Below are 15,390 nucleotides of genomic sequence, written 5' to 3' on the forward strand. Positions count from 1 at the left end.
ACGGAGACAACCGCCATGGCCCTTCAACGCCGCGCCTTTCTCGGCGCATCCGCCGCCTTGCTGGGCGGCAGCGCCGCCGCGCCGCTCGCCGCCTGGGCGCAACAGCCCGCGGCTCCTGCCGCTGCCGCCGGCGCCGCCTGGCCGCAGCGCCCCATCCGCCTGATCGTGCCCTTTCCTCCCGGGGGCAGCGCCGACTTCCTGGGCCGGCTGGTGGCCGACCGCCTCAACCTCTCCACCGGCTGGACGGTGGTGGTGGACAACCGCGCCGGCGCGGCCGGCAACATCGGGCTGGACGCGGTCGCCCGTTCGGCCCCCGACGGCTACACGCTGGGCATCGGCCAGACGGCCAACCTGGCCATCAACCCGTCGCTCTACGCCAAGATGCCCTTCGACCCGCTGAAGGACCTGGTGCCGGTGGCCCTGGTCGCATCGCAGCCCATGGTGGTAACCGTGAAGGCCGACTCGCCCCACCGCACGCTGGCCGCGTTGCTGGCCGCCGCGAAGTCGGCCAGCGAGCCGCCCCGCGTGGCCTTCGCCGGCAACGGCACGGTGGCGCACCTGACCATCGAGCTGATCGAGCGCCGCGCCGGCGTGCGCCTGGTGAACGTGCCCTACAAGGGCGCCGGCCCGGCGGTGAACGACCTGCGCGCCGGGCATGTGGACTTCTTCATCGGCAACACCGTCGCGGTGCTGGGCCCGATCCAGGGCGGCAGCCTGCGCGCGCTGGCCGTCACCTCCCCGGCGCGGCTCAAGGCGCTGGCCGAGGTGCCCACCATGGCCGAGTCCGGCTTTCCCGGCTTCGACGCGCAGACCTGGTCGGGCGTGGTGGCCCCCGTGGGCGTGCCGCCGGCCATCCTGGAGCGCGTGCACGCCGAGGTGAACCGCGTCATCGCCCAGCCCGAGGTGCTGGCGAAGTTCGCCGCCGAGGGCAGCACACCCGCCGCCGGCGAGAGCATGCAGCAGTTCGCCGCCCTGGTCCGCGAGCAGCACCGCACCTGGGGGGACCTGGTGCGGCAAGCCAAGATCCAGATCGAATGACGGGCGCCGCCACCCTGCCTGGCGCCGGCGCCTTCACTGTGCTGGTCACGGCGCCCTCGCTGGCGCCCGCCGGTGCCGCGCTGCTGGCCGATGCCGGCTGCCGCGTGCTCCACCTGCCGGCGGATGCGTCCGCGGGCGACGCCGCACTCACCCGCCTGCTGGCCACCGCGCCGGTGGATGCGGTCATCTCGCGCACCGTGCCGCTCACCGCCGCGCAGCTGGCGTCCTGCCCCACGCTGCGCATCGTCTGCAAGCACGGCGTGGGCGTGAGCAACATCGACGTGGCGGCCGCCAGCGCGCTGGGCATCCCGGTCTGCGTGACGCCCGGCGCCAATGCGCAGTCGGTGGCCGAGATGACCTGGGGCCTGATCTTCGCCGCGGCCCGCCGCATCGCCTGGATGGACGGCGAGCTGCGCGCCGGCCGCTGGTCGCGTGCGCAGGACGGCCTGCAGCTGCAGGGCCGCACCCTGGGCCTCGTCGGCCTAGGCGACGTGGGCCAGCGCGTGGCGCGCGTGGCGCTGGCGCTGGGCATGCCCGTCGTCGCGTTCGACCCCGGCCTGCACGCCGCGCCCGCCGGGCTGCAGGCCGTGCGCCTGGTGCCGGCGGTGGACGACGTGGTGCGCGCCGCCGACGTGCTGAGCCTGCACGTGCCCCTGAACGCCGCCACGCGGGGGCTGATGGACGCCGGGCGCATCGCCCGCATGCCGCGTGGGGCCGTGCTCATCAACACCGCGCGCGGCGAGGTGGTGGACGAGGCCGCCCTCGTCGATGCGCTGCGCAGCGGCCACCTGTTCGCGGCCGGGCTGGACACCATGGCCGCCGAGCCGCTGCCGGCGGACAGCCCGCTGCTGTCGCTGCCGCAGGTGGTGCTGTCGCCCCACGTGGGCGGCTCCACGCCCGCCGCGCTGGACGCGATGGCCAGCGGCGCGGCGCGCACCGTACTGGCCGCGCTGGCCCAGCGCCGCATCGACCCCGCCTGCTGCGTCAACGCGCAGGTGCTCTCCCTCCCCGCCTGCCGCATCACGCCATGACGACACCACCCGCTTCCTCCCCTGCTTGCCCGTCCGCCCCGGCCGGCGCCTGGCCGCCCGGCTACCGCATCGGCCCGGCGGCGCCGCGCCTGCCGGCCGCGCTGATCGAGGCCTTCCGCGCCATTCCCGTCGCCGTGGCGGGCGACTGTATGGGCCGCAGCGTGGGCGCCATCGGCCTGCACGGCTACCACGAAGACCTGGCCGCCGTGCTGTGCGGGCCGGCCGTGACCGTGCGCGTGCGGCCGGGCGACAACCTGATGATCCACAAGGCGCTGATGCTGGTGCAGCCGGGCGACGTGCTCGTGATCGACGGCGCGGGCGACCTGACGCAGGCCCTGATGGGCGGGCTGATGCGCACCACCTGCCTCGTCAGGCAACTGGGTGGGCTGGTGATCGACGGCGCCGTGCGCGACCGGCTGGAATGGGCCGAGGGCGGCCTGCCCGTGTTCGCGCGCGGCCACACGCACCGGGGGCCGGCCAAGGAAGGCCCCGGCGAGATCAACGTGCCCATCGCCTGCGCGGGCCTGTCCGTGCTGCCGGGCGACCTGGTGCTGGGCGACGCCGATGGTGTCATCGCCATCCCCGCCGCCGAGGCCGAACTGGTGCTGGAGCGCGCCCGCCTGCACCTGGACAAGGAAGCCCGCATCCGCGCCACCAACCTGGCCGGCACGTCCGACCCGGAACGCTTCGACGCCCTGCTGCGTGCCAAGGGGCTGCCGGTCTGACGGGGAAGGGGGCGCCAGCCTGGCAAGCCGCCAGCGCCGATGTGGCGCGCACGGGGCCGCATCGACCTGCAAGCGGGAGTCGTCCACGGCATCCGCAGACGGTTTCCGGGGTTATGCATCCGATGCATAACCCCGTAACACTCCGGCCTTGGACAGGGGCGAGGGGCGGGCCTACAGTGCGCTCCACCACAACCTCCGATCCGCAAGGAACCCATGTCGAACACCCCCGACACCCTGGACCAACACCCCGTGCCCTCCTACCTCCAGGCCGACCACCTCGGCCCCTGGGGCAACTACCTGCAGCAGGTGGACCGCGTCACGCCGTACCTCGGCAGCCTGGCGCGCTGGGTGGAAACGCTCAAGCGCCCCAAGCGCATCCTGATCGTGGACGTGCCCATCGAGCTGGACAACGGCACCATCGCCCACTACGAAGGCTACCGCGTGCAGCACAACCTGAGCCGCGGCCCCGGCAAGGGCGGCGTGCGCTTCCACCAGGACGTGACCCTGTCCGAAGTGATGGCCCTGTCGGCCTGGATGTCGGTGAAGAACGCCGCCGTGAACGTGCCCTACGGCGGCGCCAAGGGCGGCATCCGCGTCGACCCCAAGAAGCTCTCGCGTGGTGAGCTGGAGCGCCTGACGCGCCGCTACACCAGCGAGATCGGCCTGCTGATCGGCCCCTCCAAGGACATTCCCGCACCCGACGTGAACACCAACGGCCAGGTCATGGCCTGGATGATGGACACGTACTCCATGAACGTGGGCGCCACCGCCACCGGCGTGGTCACCGGCAAGCCGGTGGACCTGGGCGGCTCGCTCGGCCGCGTGGAAGCCACCGGCCGCGGCGTCTTCACCGTGGGCGTCGAAGCGGCCAAGCTCACCGGCCTGCCCATCGACGGCGCGCGCGTCGCCGTGCAGGGCTTCGGCAACGTGGGCGGCATCGCCGGCAAGCTGTTTGCCGAGGCGGGCGCCAAGGTCGTGGCCGTGCAGGACCATACCGGCACCATCCTCAACCAGAGCGGCATGGACGTGCCGGCGCTGCTGGAGCATGTGAAGAAGACCGGCGGCGTGGGCGGCTTCGCCGGTGCCGAGGCCATGGCCAAGGCAGACTTCTGGGGCGTTCAATGTGAGATCCTCATCCCCGCCGCACTGGAAAACCAGATCACCAAGGACAACGCCGGCCAGATCAAGGCCAAGCTGGTGATCGAGGGCGCCAACGGCCCCACCACCACCGAGGCCGACGACATCCTGGCCGACAAGGGCGTGCTGGTGCTGCCCGACGTGATCGCCAACGCCGGCGGCGTGACGGTGAGCTACTTCGAATGGGTGCAGGACTTCTCCAGCTTCTTCTGGAGCGAGGACGAGATCAATGCCCGCCTGGTGCGCATCATGCAGGAGGCCTTCGCCGGCATCTGGCATGTGGCGCAGGAACACAAGGTGACGCTGCGCACCGCCACCTTCATCGTGGCCTGCCAGCGCATCCTGCATGCGCGGGAGATGCGCGGTCTGTATCCCTGATACGAGTCGGCAGGGAGCCGTAGCGCGGGAGCCCGCGCTACGGCAGGCGCCCGAGGTGACAAAAGCGCCTCCGGCGAATCCGAACCCCTGTCCCCCATCCCTGGCAGGCCAGCCCACGAGGCTGACCAGCCACCACGCAAAAAGCCGCCAGCACCCACCCGTGCCTGGCGGCTTTTTGCTGGGCGGGTGCTACGCCGCTACTTGAAGTCGCGCGCGATCAGCACGCCCTGCGGCAGCACGATGTAGAGGTGACCATCCACACCGTATTTGAGATGTTGCACTGTAGGCAATCGATACTTCGAAGGCTCGTTCAGAAAGTCCCCTGGCGTGGCGGCGGTGGCGGTACCCGTGAGACGTGTTACTACGCCGCTGCTAGTCACCCGATAGAGGATGCTTTCGGTTGCCATCCAATCACGCATGGCTAGGACGATATCGTCGCCGACGACCGTGAAGGTTTCGATGGTCTTGGGGACTACAGGAAACGTATAGTCCACGAGCCCAAAATCTACTTTTTTGCCATCGGCCAGCCTGTGCCATGTGTATGAATAAAAGCCACGATTCGTCAGTGCATGTATGCGGCCGCCATGATCGGCGTCAAGTGCTTTGACTCTGTTCGTGATGCCCGCCGACGGCAAGTCCAGGGTCTTCACATTGTTTTCGGCATCGATAGTCCGGATTCGGCCATCGTCTATCAAATAGAACAAACCGCCAGAATCTTCCAGATCGTGGGGCGCGACGAAGCCCGCTTGTTGGCCTTTACCATCGACCAAGGCGGGTGGTTTGCCAGGGGTGCCTGCCTCCGGACTCCCATATTCAGCTGCAAAAACCCCTTCATATGGGAATCTGTATGTGAATAGCCCTGGTACGAAGAAATTCCATGCACCTTGTTTTGTGTACTGCTCCACCAAGCTGCTATCAAGCTGGAAATCCTGATCGCTGGAGGCTGCCGCAAAACTCAAAACGAATGGTAGACCATTGCGAAACTGAATGCCGCTGGGATATCGGACCATCACCGGATAAGACATCATGGTGAAATAGTCATGCATATAAACCAACGTTTTCACCGAGTTGCCAGCAATCTTCCGGATCGATGGACGAAGATTTTTCGGCGTAAAGTCGTAGGTATTGTATCTGATGTTCTTGCAGTTTTCACCGGTTTCTGCCAGGTGAATACTCTGTGCCGAGACGTGAATCCGGGATAAATGCGAGTACTGCGTGGTTGCTAGCGTGCCATCGGATTGCGCGCATAGGTCGAAATCGATGGACGCTTTGCCGGTAAGCAATTCGAGCTTGAGCGGTGCAGGTGCAGGTGCAGGTGCAGGTGCAGGTGCAGGTGCAGGTGCAGGTGGCTCACCACCCACAGCCTGCTGCCAGGGAGGCCCACAGCAGCACGGGGAGCCAGGGAGTCGTTTTAGCGGCCATAAACTTCTACCTCCGAGTAAGAAAGCCACGAAGCAGCGTTGGATGCTTCAAGCATGACATATCGATAGTTGCCTGAGATGGGTATGTAGTAGGGAACCAAGTCGAACTGGTCGTTAGAACCTTGGTAAGCAATGGGGTTGTTGGGAATGGTGGCGACGCCTGGCGCTGTCACATTGATGGTGTTGCCGCCATGCACCGCGAAGTTGAGCGTGCCGCCATTGGCTGACGAGCGAATCATCACCCGCACACCCGTCAGGTTCTTGGCCGAGCCCAAGTCAATGACTATGCTGCCCCAGCCTCCTCCTGCATTCCAGTCGATTCCATCGTAAAACTTTTCATCCACGAGCTTGTTGAGGTTGGTCGTGCTGCTTATTGAATAGACTCCTGTGACCGGCAGCCGCTTGGGAATATTGTGCCAATACGGAGGTGAGTATTTTGCCCGGTAGATGGGAAGATTGAACGAAGAGCCGTCGTAATGGCCTGTCCAATCCGCTGCTTCTTTGATATACGCTTCCCGCTCGATGGGTCGGGTCGTCGCGTCGCCATACCGGCCAGCCAGAGCAGCAACCACCGGAGCAGCAAAGGAAGTCCCAGTGGCAGTAACGACTGATCCATTGCCAACAGTCGTCGTCATTGACTGTCCCGGCGCCCAAACTTCAATGCAAGGGCCGTAATTGGATTGCTTTTCAGTGAAGTAGTAAGACTCTGGATTTGCGGTGACTGGGTACCTGTAGTCATATTTATCCGTACACCCGACGACCAGAATTCCGTCATTCGTTCCGGCCGATGTATCATAACCGAACGCCACATTACAGGCATTCATGTTGAAATTCCCGGCGGACTGGGCAATCATAAGCCGCCCTGATGCCCGTCTCATGACGCGTCCCAAATCTTGAACATGGCGAAATCTGTTGGTAGGAGCCCCGTCCGGTTCGTTAATTGAAAAGTTTAATGTGGAAAACTGGTTTGCCCATTCAGCCATTGAAGAGATGGTGGCTAGGCTATCATGGATTTGTGGCTGACTCAGAACTATGCCGTAGTGGACGACAGGTTGACCCGGATTGAGGCCTCTGATTTTAGACCAGTTGCGTTGTGCTGCAGCAATAGACAAAACGCTGGATGCATGAGGAGCTCCACCGGGGTTGTGTTGGGATTGCCCGGGTCGCCGCCTCCGTTCGTGTAAGTTAAGTTGATTTCGTTGCCGGAGTTGGAATTGTTAAAATATCCGTCAATAATGTAGAAATTGACAGACGAGATATTATCGTCAGCCAATACCTGCTGCTTTGCCCATGGGACAATCTCCCCTTCTGAGCTGTAATCGTTAGAAAGGGAAAAAACGAAACTGTCTTCCTCGGGGTCAACGGTGTAAATGGTCACAACCTCAGGTGACTTCGTCAACGCTCGCAATTCGCTCTCACTCAGCGTGGCGTAAAAGGCTGGCGCTGTTCCCGCTGTTTCTTGGACTTTTTGCAGCGCATATTTCTGTGAAATTTCCTGTTTCAACCGCTCAACACCCGGCGAATACTTGAATTCATCGAAATGCTTGGCGATGTAAAAGAATTTGGCTTCTTCCTTGACGGCTGCCGGGATCTGTGGAGGCACATAGCCCTCATCGATCGCCTGCTGCTGATACTTCTGTACCAGAAATGGGTTCATATAAACCAAATGAATTGGTCTGAGGTTATCCTGGGAAAGTGCTGCGGTAGAAGTTGCCACCAGCATTGCGGCAAAAAATGACGTTTTCATGAAAACCCTCCTGGAATAAAACAGATCCAGGGGGGAGATTCGGCTCAACGGTGCTTACGTCGCGCTGACAGAAGGCGCAATAAACGTAAACAACTGTCCAGCATCCTCTATTCTGGTCATTTCAGCGAAATGCTGAGCATTTCTTTTAAAGCCGGTTCAGGCTTTGCTGAATTACCCACCACTTCGGCAGCAGCCCGCGCACCTCGGCACGCGCAAACCGGTCATCGATGAGATGCACCACCCCCTCGTCCTCCGGCGTGCGTATCACCCGCCCCGCCGCCTGCACCACCTTCTGCAGGCCGGGGTAGAGGTACGTGTAGTCGTAACCCGCCCCGAAGAGCCGTTCCATGCGCGCGCGGATCTGCTCGTTCACCGGGTTGATCTGCGGCAGTCCCAGGGTGGAGAGAAACGCGCCGATCAGCCGCCGCCCGGGCAGGTCGATGCCTTCGGCGAACGCGCCGCCCAGCACGGCGAAGCCGATGCCCTCGCTGTCTTCGGTGAAGCGGGCCAGGAAGGCGCGCTGCTCGGCCTCCTGCATGCGCCGGGACTGGCACCAGTGCGGCAGCGCGGGGTGGCGCCGGGCGAAGGCCTCGGCCACCTGGGCCAGGTAGTCGTAGCTGCTGAAGAACGCCAGGTAGTTGCCGGGCCGCTCGGTGAACTGCCGCGCCATCAGGTCGGCGATGGGCACAGCCGACGCGGCGCGGTGCGCCCAGCGGGTGGAGATGTGGCGCGCCACCCGCACCTGCAACTGCGTGGCGGCGAAGGGCGAGGCGACTTCGGTGGCCGCATGCCCTGCGGGCAGGCCCAGCAGGTCGGCGTAGTAGTGCGTGGGCGCCAGCGTGGCCGAGAACAGCGTGGCGGTGCGGGCGGCGGCAAGGCGCGGCGCGAGGAAGGGCGCGGGCACGATGTTGCGCACGCAGACGGTGGAGCCGCCCGGCGCCGCGCCCCTGGGCCGCTGCACGTCGACCATCGAATGCGGGCCGAGCAGTTCGGCCATTCGCAGCGTCTGCAGGGCCTCGAGATAGAAGGCCTGAAGGGCGCTGTCGGCCTGTTCCGGGTGTTCGGCGAAGTGTTCGCTCAAGCTGCCGCTGCCCTGCTGCAGCGCCGTCAGCAGTTTCGGCGGAAAGCCGTCTTCCCGCACCACATAGCCGTCTGCCCCTGCGGGCGGCGCCAGGCTTTCCGCCTCCACGGCCTTGTCCAGCGCCGCCCAGGCGCGGCGGATGCGGTCCAGCGCTTTCTTCACGGCCGGCACCGCGGCGGCGGTGGGCGAGCGGCGCGCATCGTGCAGCGTGCCGGGCAGCAGCTCGGCCGTGTACATGCGCCGGCCGCGCTCGACGAGGTTGTGCGCCTCGTCCACCAGCACGGCCACCCGCCACTGGTTGGCCTGGGCCAGGCCATGCAGCATCGCGCCCAGGTCGAAGTAGTAGTGGTAGTCGCCCACCACCACGTCGGCCCAGCGCGCCAGTTCCTGCGACAGGTAGTAGGGGCACACGCCGTGGGCCAGCGCGGCCTCGCGCACGCGGGCCTGGTCCAGCGCCAGCGGGCCGGTGGTGGTCGCGGTGGCGGTGGCAGGCGTAGCGAGCGCCGCCGCGCGCGCGGCGAGCAGCCGGTCGTAGAAGCCGCGCGCCAGCGGGCAGGCGTCGCCGTGGCAGGCCTGGCCCGGGTGCTCGCAGGCCTTCTCGCGCGCCACCAGTTCCAGCACGCGCAGCGGCAGGGCGCCGCCCGGGCCCGGGGGGCCGGCCATGCGCGCCAGCGCATCCAGCGCCACCTGCCGGCCCGAGGTCTTGGCGGCCAGGAAGAAGATCTTGTCCAGCTGTTCGCCCGGGGCCGCCTTCAGCAGCGGGAACAGCGTGCCCGCCGTCTTGCCGATGCCGGTGGGCGCCTGGGCCAGCAGGCAGCGGCCGGCGGTGGCGGCGCGGTAGACGGCCTCCGCCAGCGGCCGCTGGCCGGTGCGGAAGGCGCCGAACGGGAACGCGAGCGCGGCCAGGGCGGCGTTGCGCGCGGCGCGGTGCGCCACCTCCTGCTCGGCCCAGGCCACGAAGCGGCGGCACTGCGTGTCGAAGTGGGCGCGCAGCGCCTCGGCGGTGCAGTGTTCCGTCAGCACCGTCTCCTGCTGGCTGCCGATGTCGAAGTACACCAGCGCCACATCGATGGCGGCCAGCTGCCGCGCCTCGCACAGCAGCCAGCCATAGACCTTGGCCTGCGCCCAGTGCAGGGCGCGGTGCGAAGCGGGCTGCCGGTCGAGCCGGCCCTTGAAGGTCTTGACCTCTTCCAGCCGGCCGGCGGCGGCATCGAAACCGTCGGCCCGGCCCCGCACCCGCAGGTGGCGCGCGCCTTCGCGCCAGTCGCCGGCCAGCGTCACCTCGCGCTCGTAGCCGGCACCGCGCCGCCCGGCCACCACGGTGTGGCCGGCCACGCCTTCGAGCGCGGTGGGCGCGGGGGTGAAGCGCAGGTCCAGGTCGCCCGCCTTGGCGGTGAACTCGCACAGCTCCCGCACCGCGACGGTGTAGGTCACACGGCGCTTTCCGGTGGCGGCGCGGGCGCGGGCTCGGCCTCGGCCGCCGGCGGTGGTCCGCAGGGCGTCGCGGCGTCGGCCAGCGCCACCAGGTCTTCCCCGGCGTCGGCATCGCCCGCCGCCTCGGGCGCGGGCAGGCCCTCGCCCAGCTGGGCCTGCGCCGGCTCGCCCTGGCCGCGCACGGGGGTCGCCTTGCACAGCGTCATCCACACGGCAAACGGCAGCGTGCAACGGGCATGCCGCGCAGGCCGCAGCAGCTCGAAGCGGCTGCTGTCGCCGGGCTGGCCCAGGTCCTGCACCTTGCCGTGCAGCACCCATACGCCGAACTGCTCGGGAATTTCCTCGGGCGTGGCGATCCCGGCCGGGAACACGTAATAGCACTCCTCGCACAGCCACTGGTAGGCCTGGCGCTTGTCGGCGTGCCGCAGGTCCGACAGCAGATCGGCCCGGCTGGCCTTCACCTCGTGCACCATGGGCTGCAGGTAGGCGGGCACGCTGGTGTTGCGCACCGAAAAGAGGTCGGGCCGCGCCATGCGCCAGACCTGGGCCGCGCGCGGGGGCGCAGGGGCGCCGTCCGCGTCGTCGTCGGCCCAGAGGCGGGGCGCGCCGGCGGGCGTGGGGCGGGGCACGGCATCGGCCGGTGCGGCAGGCGCCTCCAGCGCGGCGCGCAGGGGCAGCTCGCGCCAGACGATGCGCCCGGCCGCCAGCAGATGGCCGGCGAAGCGCTCGGCCAGCCGGTCGTGCGCGGACAGCGCACGCAGTCCGCGCTGGCGCGCCTCGGCCAGCAGGGTGATGCCCGCGTCGGTCAGGCGCAGCACCTCGTGGCCCTCGCGGGTGGTGTGCTGCGCCACCAGGCGGGCGGCCAGCAGGTCGATCTCCAGCGCGTCCTTGCAGGGCCAGCCGGCGGAGCGCCAGATCTGCATCAAACGGGTGCGGTGGGTGCGGGTGGGTTGGAAGTCCGGCATGAACCACTGAGTATAAAAACAGTGGATGGAACGTGCTGGCCCAAGGCCATGCGCCCCTGTCCGACAAAAACGCCGCGCCCGGCGCTACGCCGCCGCCTGGCAGACCAGGCTACGGTAGGTGGCCGTTTTGCTTCTTCGGGTTCCTGCCCGAAGCCACGACACGCTGCCCATGCTCCTGCACCCGACCACGCGCCCTTCGCCCACCCTTTCTTCGCGCGCCCTGCGCCCCGCCCTCGCCGTCCTGGCCTGGGCCGCGCTGCAGGGCCTGCCCCCTGCCGCGGTGGCACAGCCGCAGGCCCCTTTGGCATCGCCGTCGCCCGTGGCGGCGGGGGCGACGCAGCCACGCCCGGCGGCGTGGGCACGCGCGCTGCAGCGCGAGCTGGAACGGGCCGAAGCCGGTGGCGCCACGCCGTTCGGCGTCTACGTGCGCGACCTGAACACCGGCGAGGCGATGTCCTTCCATGCAGACGAGCGCTGGTATCTCGCCTCGTCGGTGAAGGTGCCGGTCGCCATCGCGGTGCTGCGCGGCGTGGAGCGCGGCGCCTTCACGCTCGACACGCCCCTGACCCTGCGCGAGGCCGACTACGTGGACGGCGCCGGCCCCGCCAAGCGTCAGCCGGTGGGCACGGCGCTCACGGTGCGCTGGCTGCTCGAGCAGATGATCATCTACAGCGACAACACCGCCAGCGACATGCTGATCGGCCTGGTCGGCCAGCCCGCCGTGAACGCCGTGGCGCAGGAGGCCGTGCCCGGCGGGCTGGAGCGCATCACCACGCTGGCCGACGTGCGCCGGCATGCCTACAGCCAGCTCACGCCCGAGGCCATGCACCTGTCGGGCACCGACTTCCTGACGCTCAAGGCCCAGCGCAGCGACCGCGAGGTCAAGGAGACGCTGGCGCGGCTGGTGCGCGTGCCGCCCGCCAGCCTGGCGCCCATCGGCGTGGGCGACGCGTTCGAGGCCTACTACGCCACCGGCCTCAATTCCGGCCGGCTCGACGCCTATGGCGAGCTGCTGGCGCAGTTGGTCGAAGGCCGCTTGCTGAACCCCGCCCACACCCGCTACCTGCTGGGCGTGATGGAGCGCGTGAAGACCGGCCCGCAGCGCATCAAGGCCGGGCTGCCCAGCGGCACGCGCTTCGCCCACAAGACCGGCACCCAGCGCGCCCGTACCTGCGATTCCGGCCTCGTCACCGTCACCCCCACCGCCCAGCAGCCGCGCGACGCCCGCGTCATCGTGGTCGCCTGTACCCGGGGCGAACTCTCCACCGCCCGGTCCGACCGCACGCTGCGGCAGGTGGGCATCGCGCTTTGCCAGTCCGGCCTGCTGTCCCACGGAAAACCCCATGAAACGCCCTGCCAAGCCGTGCCTGCCTATCCAGCCAACGCCCACCAGCGCGCGCCGGACGCCCTGCCCATGCCCGCCGTCACCGGGCGCCCTGCCGCTGGGCCTGCTGCTGTGGATGACGATCTGCGCGGCGACGAGCCCTGACGCGGCGCAGGCCCAGGCTCAGGCTCAGGCCAGCAAGCCGCAGCCCGCGGCGCAGAACGCGGCCCCCGCCGGTGACATGGGCGCGCCCGGCGCCTGGGTGGCCGCGCTGGGCCAGCAGGTGCAGCGCATCGAACGCGACACGCCCGGCCAGCTGGGCGTCTACATCAAGCGGCTGGACACGGGCGAAGTGTTCGCCCACCAGGCCGACCGGCCCTGGTACCTGGCCTCGTCCGCCAAGCTGCCCATCGCCATCGCCGTGCTGCAGAGCGTGGAGCAGGGCCGCCTGCGCATGGACCAGGAGCTGGCCCTGCAGGAAAGCGACAAGGTCGATGGCTCGGGCGGCGTGGTGTGGCAAGACAACGGCACCCGGCACGACGTGAAGGACCTGCTGCGCCGCATGCTCATGGAGAGCGACAACACCGCCGCCAACATGCTCATGCGCTCGGCCGGGCCGGACGCCATCGCCCAGCGCGCCCGCACCCTGCTCGGCGCGGGCGCCGGCCGCATCACCGATTTCTCGGAGGTGCGCTACGGCGTCTACAGCGAGTTCAGCCCCCAGGCGCGGCAGCTGTCGCACACCGACCTGGTGCGCATCGCTGGCGCACCCATGGGCCCGCGCCGCGTGCAGGCCCTGGCCCGGGCGCTCGACGTGCCGCAAGGGCAGCTGCAGGTCAAGACCATGGACGAGGCATATGCCCGCTTCTACCGCAGCGGCGACAACACCGCCACGCTGGTGGCCTACGGCGGCCTGCTGGAGAACCTGGTGCGCGGCAAGCTGGTGAACGCCGAACACCAGCAGCTGCTCTACAAGGACCTGAAGTTCGACACCTACGACGCCTACCGGCTCGAGGCCGGTCTGCCGCGCACGGTGCGCTTCATCCACAAGACCGGCACGCAGCACCAGCGCGCCTGCCACATGGGCGTGATCGACCCGCAGGACGGCGGCCAGCGCGCCATCGTCGTGGCCACCTGCGCCGAGGGCCTGGACGAACAGAAGCAGGCCGGCCGCGCCTTCGAGGCGCTGGGGCGCGCGATCACGCAGACGGCGATCAAGGCGCGGGGGTGAGCACCCGTCCCATTGAATTCAAGGTGTTTTGATGCTCTTGCGCCCGATGTTCAAGCGCGAGTAGCTATGAAATGAATAGCGTGAAGCGTGAGAGCCGCCCGCCGGTTCCATGCCGCCTCAATGGTGATGGCCATGCCCGCCATGCACATGGCGGTGGGCGATCTCTTCCTGCGTGGCGGCGCGCACCTCGGTCACCTTGGCGGTAAAGCGCAGCGCGCGGCCGGCCAGGGGGTGGTTGCCGTCCAGGTGCACTTCGGGGCCCTTGATCTTGACCACGTTGAAGACCGCCGGCTGGCCGTCGTCGCCCACGCCGCGCAGCTGGCCGCCGACCTTCACGCCGGGCGGGAACTCGCTCTTGGGGATGGTGCGCACCAGGCTCTCGTCACGCTCGCCGAAGGCGTCGGCCACGGCCAGGTCCACCGTGGCGGTGTGGCCGACCGACTGGCCTTCCAGCGCGGCTTCGACCTTGGCGAACAGGTTGTCGTAGCCGCCGTGCAGATAGGCCACGTTGCCCGAATCCAGCGGCTTAGCCGTAGCGGGGTCGGTGATCTTGTAGCTGAGCGTGACGGCGGTGTCCTTGGCGATCTGCATGGGCGGCGGTCCTGGAAAAAAGGGAGAAAAGAAGCCCGCCATTGTCGGCCATGGGGCAGCCGGTGGCGGGCATGGGGCCTTCTGCGGCCCGGAGGGCGGGGCGGAGCATCCGCCCCTCGCGCCCCTCGCGCCCCTCGCGCGGATCAGCCGGCCGCGGCGGCCTGCGCGGGCAGCTCGTCCGCCGCCGCGCCCGGTCGGCGTGCGAAGCGCCGGGGCTCGGGCCCGTGCACCGGGGCCGCTTCGCCCCAGGGCCAGCCGCCGAATTCGGTGCGGCGGTAGTCCTGCAGCGCCTGCATGATCTCCTGCTCCGTGTTCATCACGAAGGGGCCGTACTTCGCCACGGGTTCGTTCAGCGGGCGGCCCTGCAGCAGCAGGAATTCGGCGTCTTCGGCGCCTGCATTGACCAGTTCCACGGCGGCATCGGCGCGCAACTCGAGCGCCGCATGGCCGGTGGCCTCGCCCGCGACCGTCACGCCGCTGCCCGCGAAGTGGTAGAGCATGCGGCGCGTGCCTTCGCCAGCGGCGGCGGGCAGCGTCCAGCGGGCGCCGGGCTCCATGCGGATCGTCCAGATGGCGACGTCCGCTGCGTCCTGCGCGGCCCAGGAGCCGGGCGGCGGCGCCAGCGGCGCGGCGCCTGCCAGCTCGCCGGCGATGACGGCGACGTGCGTGGCCGGGCCTTCCGAAGCGCTGCCTGCGCGCAGCGCCAGGCGCGGGATGCGCTCGGACCAGAACATGGTGAAGTACGGGTCCACCATCTTCTGGCGGGCGGGCAGGTTCAGCCAGATCTGGAAGAGCTCCAGCGGGTTGGGGCCGGCGGCGTCCAGCAGCGGGAACATCTCGGCATGCACCACGCCCCGGCCGGCCGTGAGCCACTGCACGTCGCCCTGGCCGAAGCGGGCCGACGCGCCCAGCGAGTCGCTGTGGTCGATGAGCCCCTCGCGCACGATGGTCACCGTCTCGAAGCCCCGGTGCGGGTGCGGCGGAAAGCCGGGCACCACGTCGCCGTGGTACATGCTCCAGCCGTCCTTGCCCGAGAAGTCCTGGCCGATGTCCCGCCCGGCCAGCGACGACGCGGCCGGGCCGAGCGCGGGCGTGCCGGCGGGGTAGGCGTCGTCGTGGTGGGCGCAGAAGAGAAACGGGTCGAGCGTGGGCCAGAGCCCGCCGTTCAGGGGCTGCCGGTTCAGGATGGTGGGGGTGGGCATGGGGCGTTCTCCTTCGTTGCCATGCGGCCGGGCTGCGCAAAGGTGCGTCGAATGGCCGTGCCCTGCGCAGATGGGGACGCATCCG

At 68.5% G+C, this 15,390-nt stretch carries 13 protein-coding genes; 6 read left to right on the top strand and 7 right to left on the bottom strand.

Annotation, left to right across the window (positions count from 1 at the left end; genetic code table 11):
* Positions 1-15 precede the first annotated feature (15 nt).
* The 4 genes from ABWV53_RS06445 (at position 16) to ABWV53_RS06460 (ending at position 4,309) form a co-directional block, all read left to right on the top strand.
* A complete protein-coding gene (locus ABWV53_RS06445) occupies positions 16-1,038 on the top strand; it encodes a Bug family tripartite tricarboxylate transporter substrate binding protein (RefSeq protein ID WP_353364118.1) in 1,023 nt (340 codons plus the stop codon).
* Positions 1,035-2,069: a hydroxyacid dehydrogenase gene (locus ABWV53_RS06450; protein ID WP_353364120.1), complete on the top strand. Its 1,035-nt coding sequence runs from the start codon at positions 1,035-1,037 to the stop codon at positions 2,067-2,069. Before ABWV53_RS06445 ends, ABWV53_RS06450 begins: the two co-directional genes overlap by 4 nt.
* Positions 2,066-2,794 carry an RraA family protein gene (locus ABWV53_RS06455; protein ID WP_353364122.1) on the top strand — a complete coding sequence of 243 codons (729 nt, stop codon included), beginning with the start codon at positions 2,066-2,068 and terminating at the stop codon, positions 2,792-2,794. Before ABWV53_RS06450 ends, ABWV53_RS06455 begins: the two co-directional genes overlap by 4 nt.
* Positions 2,795-3,007: 213 nt before the next feature.
* Positions 3,008-4,309 (top strand): Glu/Leu/Phe/Val family dehydrogenase, encoded by a 1,302-nt coding sequence (locus ABWV53_RS06460; protein ID WP_353364124.1) that lies wholly within the window; start codon positions 3,008-3,010, stop codon positions 4,307-4,309.
* Between the two features lie 197 nt (positions 4,310-4,506).
* Here ABWV53_RS06460 and ABWV53_RS06465 read toward each other — a convergent pair whose 3' ends face one another.
* The 5 genes from ABWV53_RS06465 to ABWV53_RS06485 form a co-directional block, all read right to left on the bottom strand.
* Entirely contained in the window at positions 4,507-5,592 is a 1,086-nt protein-coding gene (locus tag ABWV53_RS06465; RefSeq protein ID WP_353364126.1) for a hypothetical protein, read from the bottom strand.
* 128 nt (positions 5,593-5,720) lie between these two features.
* Positions 5,721-6,842 (bottom strand): S8 family serine peptidase, encoded by a 1,122-nt coding sequence (locus ABWV53_RS06470; protein ID WP_353364128.1) that lies wholly within the window; start codon positions 6,840-6,842, stop codon positions 5,721-5,723.
* Entirely contained in the window at positions 6,761-7,477 is a 717-nt protein-coding gene (locus tag ABWV53_RS06475; RefSeq protein WP_353364130.1) for a hypothetical protein, read from the bottom strand. Before ABWV53_RS06475 ends, ABWV53_RS06470 begins: the two co-directional genes overlap by 82 nt.
* A 145-nt stretch (positions 7,478-7,622) precedes the next feature.
* Positions 7,623-9,992, bottom strand: coding sequence for an ATP-dependent DNA helicase (locus ABWV53_RS06480; RefSeq protein WP_353364132.1), 2,370 nt, complete (start codon positions 9,990-9,992; stop codon positions 7,623-7,625).
* Positions 9,989-10,957: a hypothetical protein gene (locus ABWV53_RS06485; RefSeq protein WP_353364134.1), complete on the bottom strand. Its 969-nt coding sequence runs from the start codon at positions 10,955-10,957 to the stop codon at positions 9,989-9,991. Before ABWV53_RS06485 ends, ABWV53_RS06480 begins: the two co-directional genes overlap by 4 nt.
* Positions 10,958-11,126: 169 nt before the next feature.
* On the opposite strand from ABWV53_RS06485, the gene ABWV53_RS06490 reads away from it, so the two are divergent.
* Positions 11,127-12,446, top strand: a complete 1,320-nt coding sequence (locus tag ABWV53_RS06490) for a serine hydrolase (RefSeq protein ID WP_353364136.1) — start codon at positions 11,127-11,129, stop codon at positions 12,444-12,446.
* Positions 12,418-13,512 carry a serine hydrolase gene (locus tag ABWV53_RS06495; RefSeq protein WP_353364138.1) on the top strand — a complete coding sequence of 365 codons (1,095 nt, stop codon included), beginning with the start codon at positions 12,418-12,420 and terminating at the stop codon, positions 13,510-13,512. Before ABWV53_RS06490 ends, ABWV53_RS06495 begins: the two co-directional genes overlap by 29 nt.
* Positions 13,513-13,629: 117 nt before the next feature.
* Here ABWV53_RS06495 and ABWV53_RS06500 read toward each other — a convergent pair whose 3' ends face one another.
* Both ABWV53_RS06500 and ABWV53_RS06505 read right to left on the bottom strand, forming a co-directional pair.
* Positions 13,630-14,103: an FKBP-type peptidyl-prolyl cis-trans isomerase gene (locus tag ABWV53_RS06500; protein ID WP_353364140.1), complete on the bottom strand. Its 474-nt coding sequence runs from the start codon at positions 14,101-14,103 to the stop codon at positions 13,630-13,632.
* 143 nt (positions 14,104-14,246) lie between these two features.
* The gene (locus ABWV53_RS06505; RefSeq protein WP_353364142.1) at positions 14,247-15,305 is read right to left on the bottom strand and encodes a pirin family protein; all 1,059 of its coding nucleotides are present in this window, start codon (positions 15,303-15,305) and stop codon (positions 14,247-14,249) included.
* Between the last annotated feature and the right edge of the window lie 85 nt (positions 15,306-15,390).

This window comes from Acidovorax sp. FG27, assembly GCF_040365715.1.
In the GTDB taxonomy this organism is placed as follows: Bacteria; Pseudomonadota; Gammaproteobacteria; order Burkholderiales; family Burkholderiaceae_C; genus Paracidovorax.

What these genes read in the sequence shown, in the direction of transcription:
- ABWV53_RS06505 (WP_353364142.1), bottom strand. Translation starts at nt 15,305, where the DNA reads ATGCCCACCCCCACCATCCTGAACCGGCAGCCCCTGAACGGCGGGCTC.
- ABWV53_RS06495 (WP_353364138.1), top strand. Translation starts at nt 12,418, where the DNA reads ATGACGATCTGCGCGGCGACGAGCCCTGACGCGGCGCAGGCCCAGGCT.
- ABWV53_RS06460 (WP_353364124.1), top strand. Translation starts at nt 3,008, where the DNA reads ATGTCGAACACCCCCGACACCCTGGACCAACACCCCGTGCCCTCCTAC.
- ABWV53_RS06450 (WP_353364120.1), top strand. Translation starts at nt 1,035, where the DNA reads ATGACGGGCGCCGCCACCCTGCCTGGCGCCGGCGCCTTCACTGTGCTG.
- ABWV53_RS06490 (WP_353364136.1), top strand. Translation starts at nt 11,127, where the DNA reads ATGCTCCTGCACCCGACCACGCGCCCTTCGCCCACCCTTTCTTCGCGC.
- ABWV53_RS06500 (WP_353364140.1), bottom strand. Translation starts at nt 14,103, where the DNA reads ATGCAGATCGCCAAGGACACCGCCGTCACGCTCAGCTACAAGATCACC.
- ABWV53_RS06475 (WP_353364130.1), bottom strand. Translation starts at nt 7,477, where the DNA reads ATGAAAACGTCATTTTTTGCCGCAATGCTGGTGGCAACTTCTACCGCA.
- ABWV53_RS06445 (WP_353364118.1), top strand. Translation starts at nt 16, where the DNA reads ATGGCCCTTCAACGCCGCGCCTTTCTCGGCGCATCCGCCGCCTTGCTG.
- ABWV53_RS06485 (WP_353364134.1), bottom strand. Translation starts at nt 10,957, where the DNA reads ATGCCGGACTTCCAACCCACCCGCACCCACCGCACCCGTTTGATGCAG.
- ABWV53_RS06455 (WP_353364122.1), top strand. Translation starts at nt 2,066, where the DNA reads ATGACGACACCACCCGCTTCCTCCCCTGCTTGCCCGTCCGCCCCGGCC.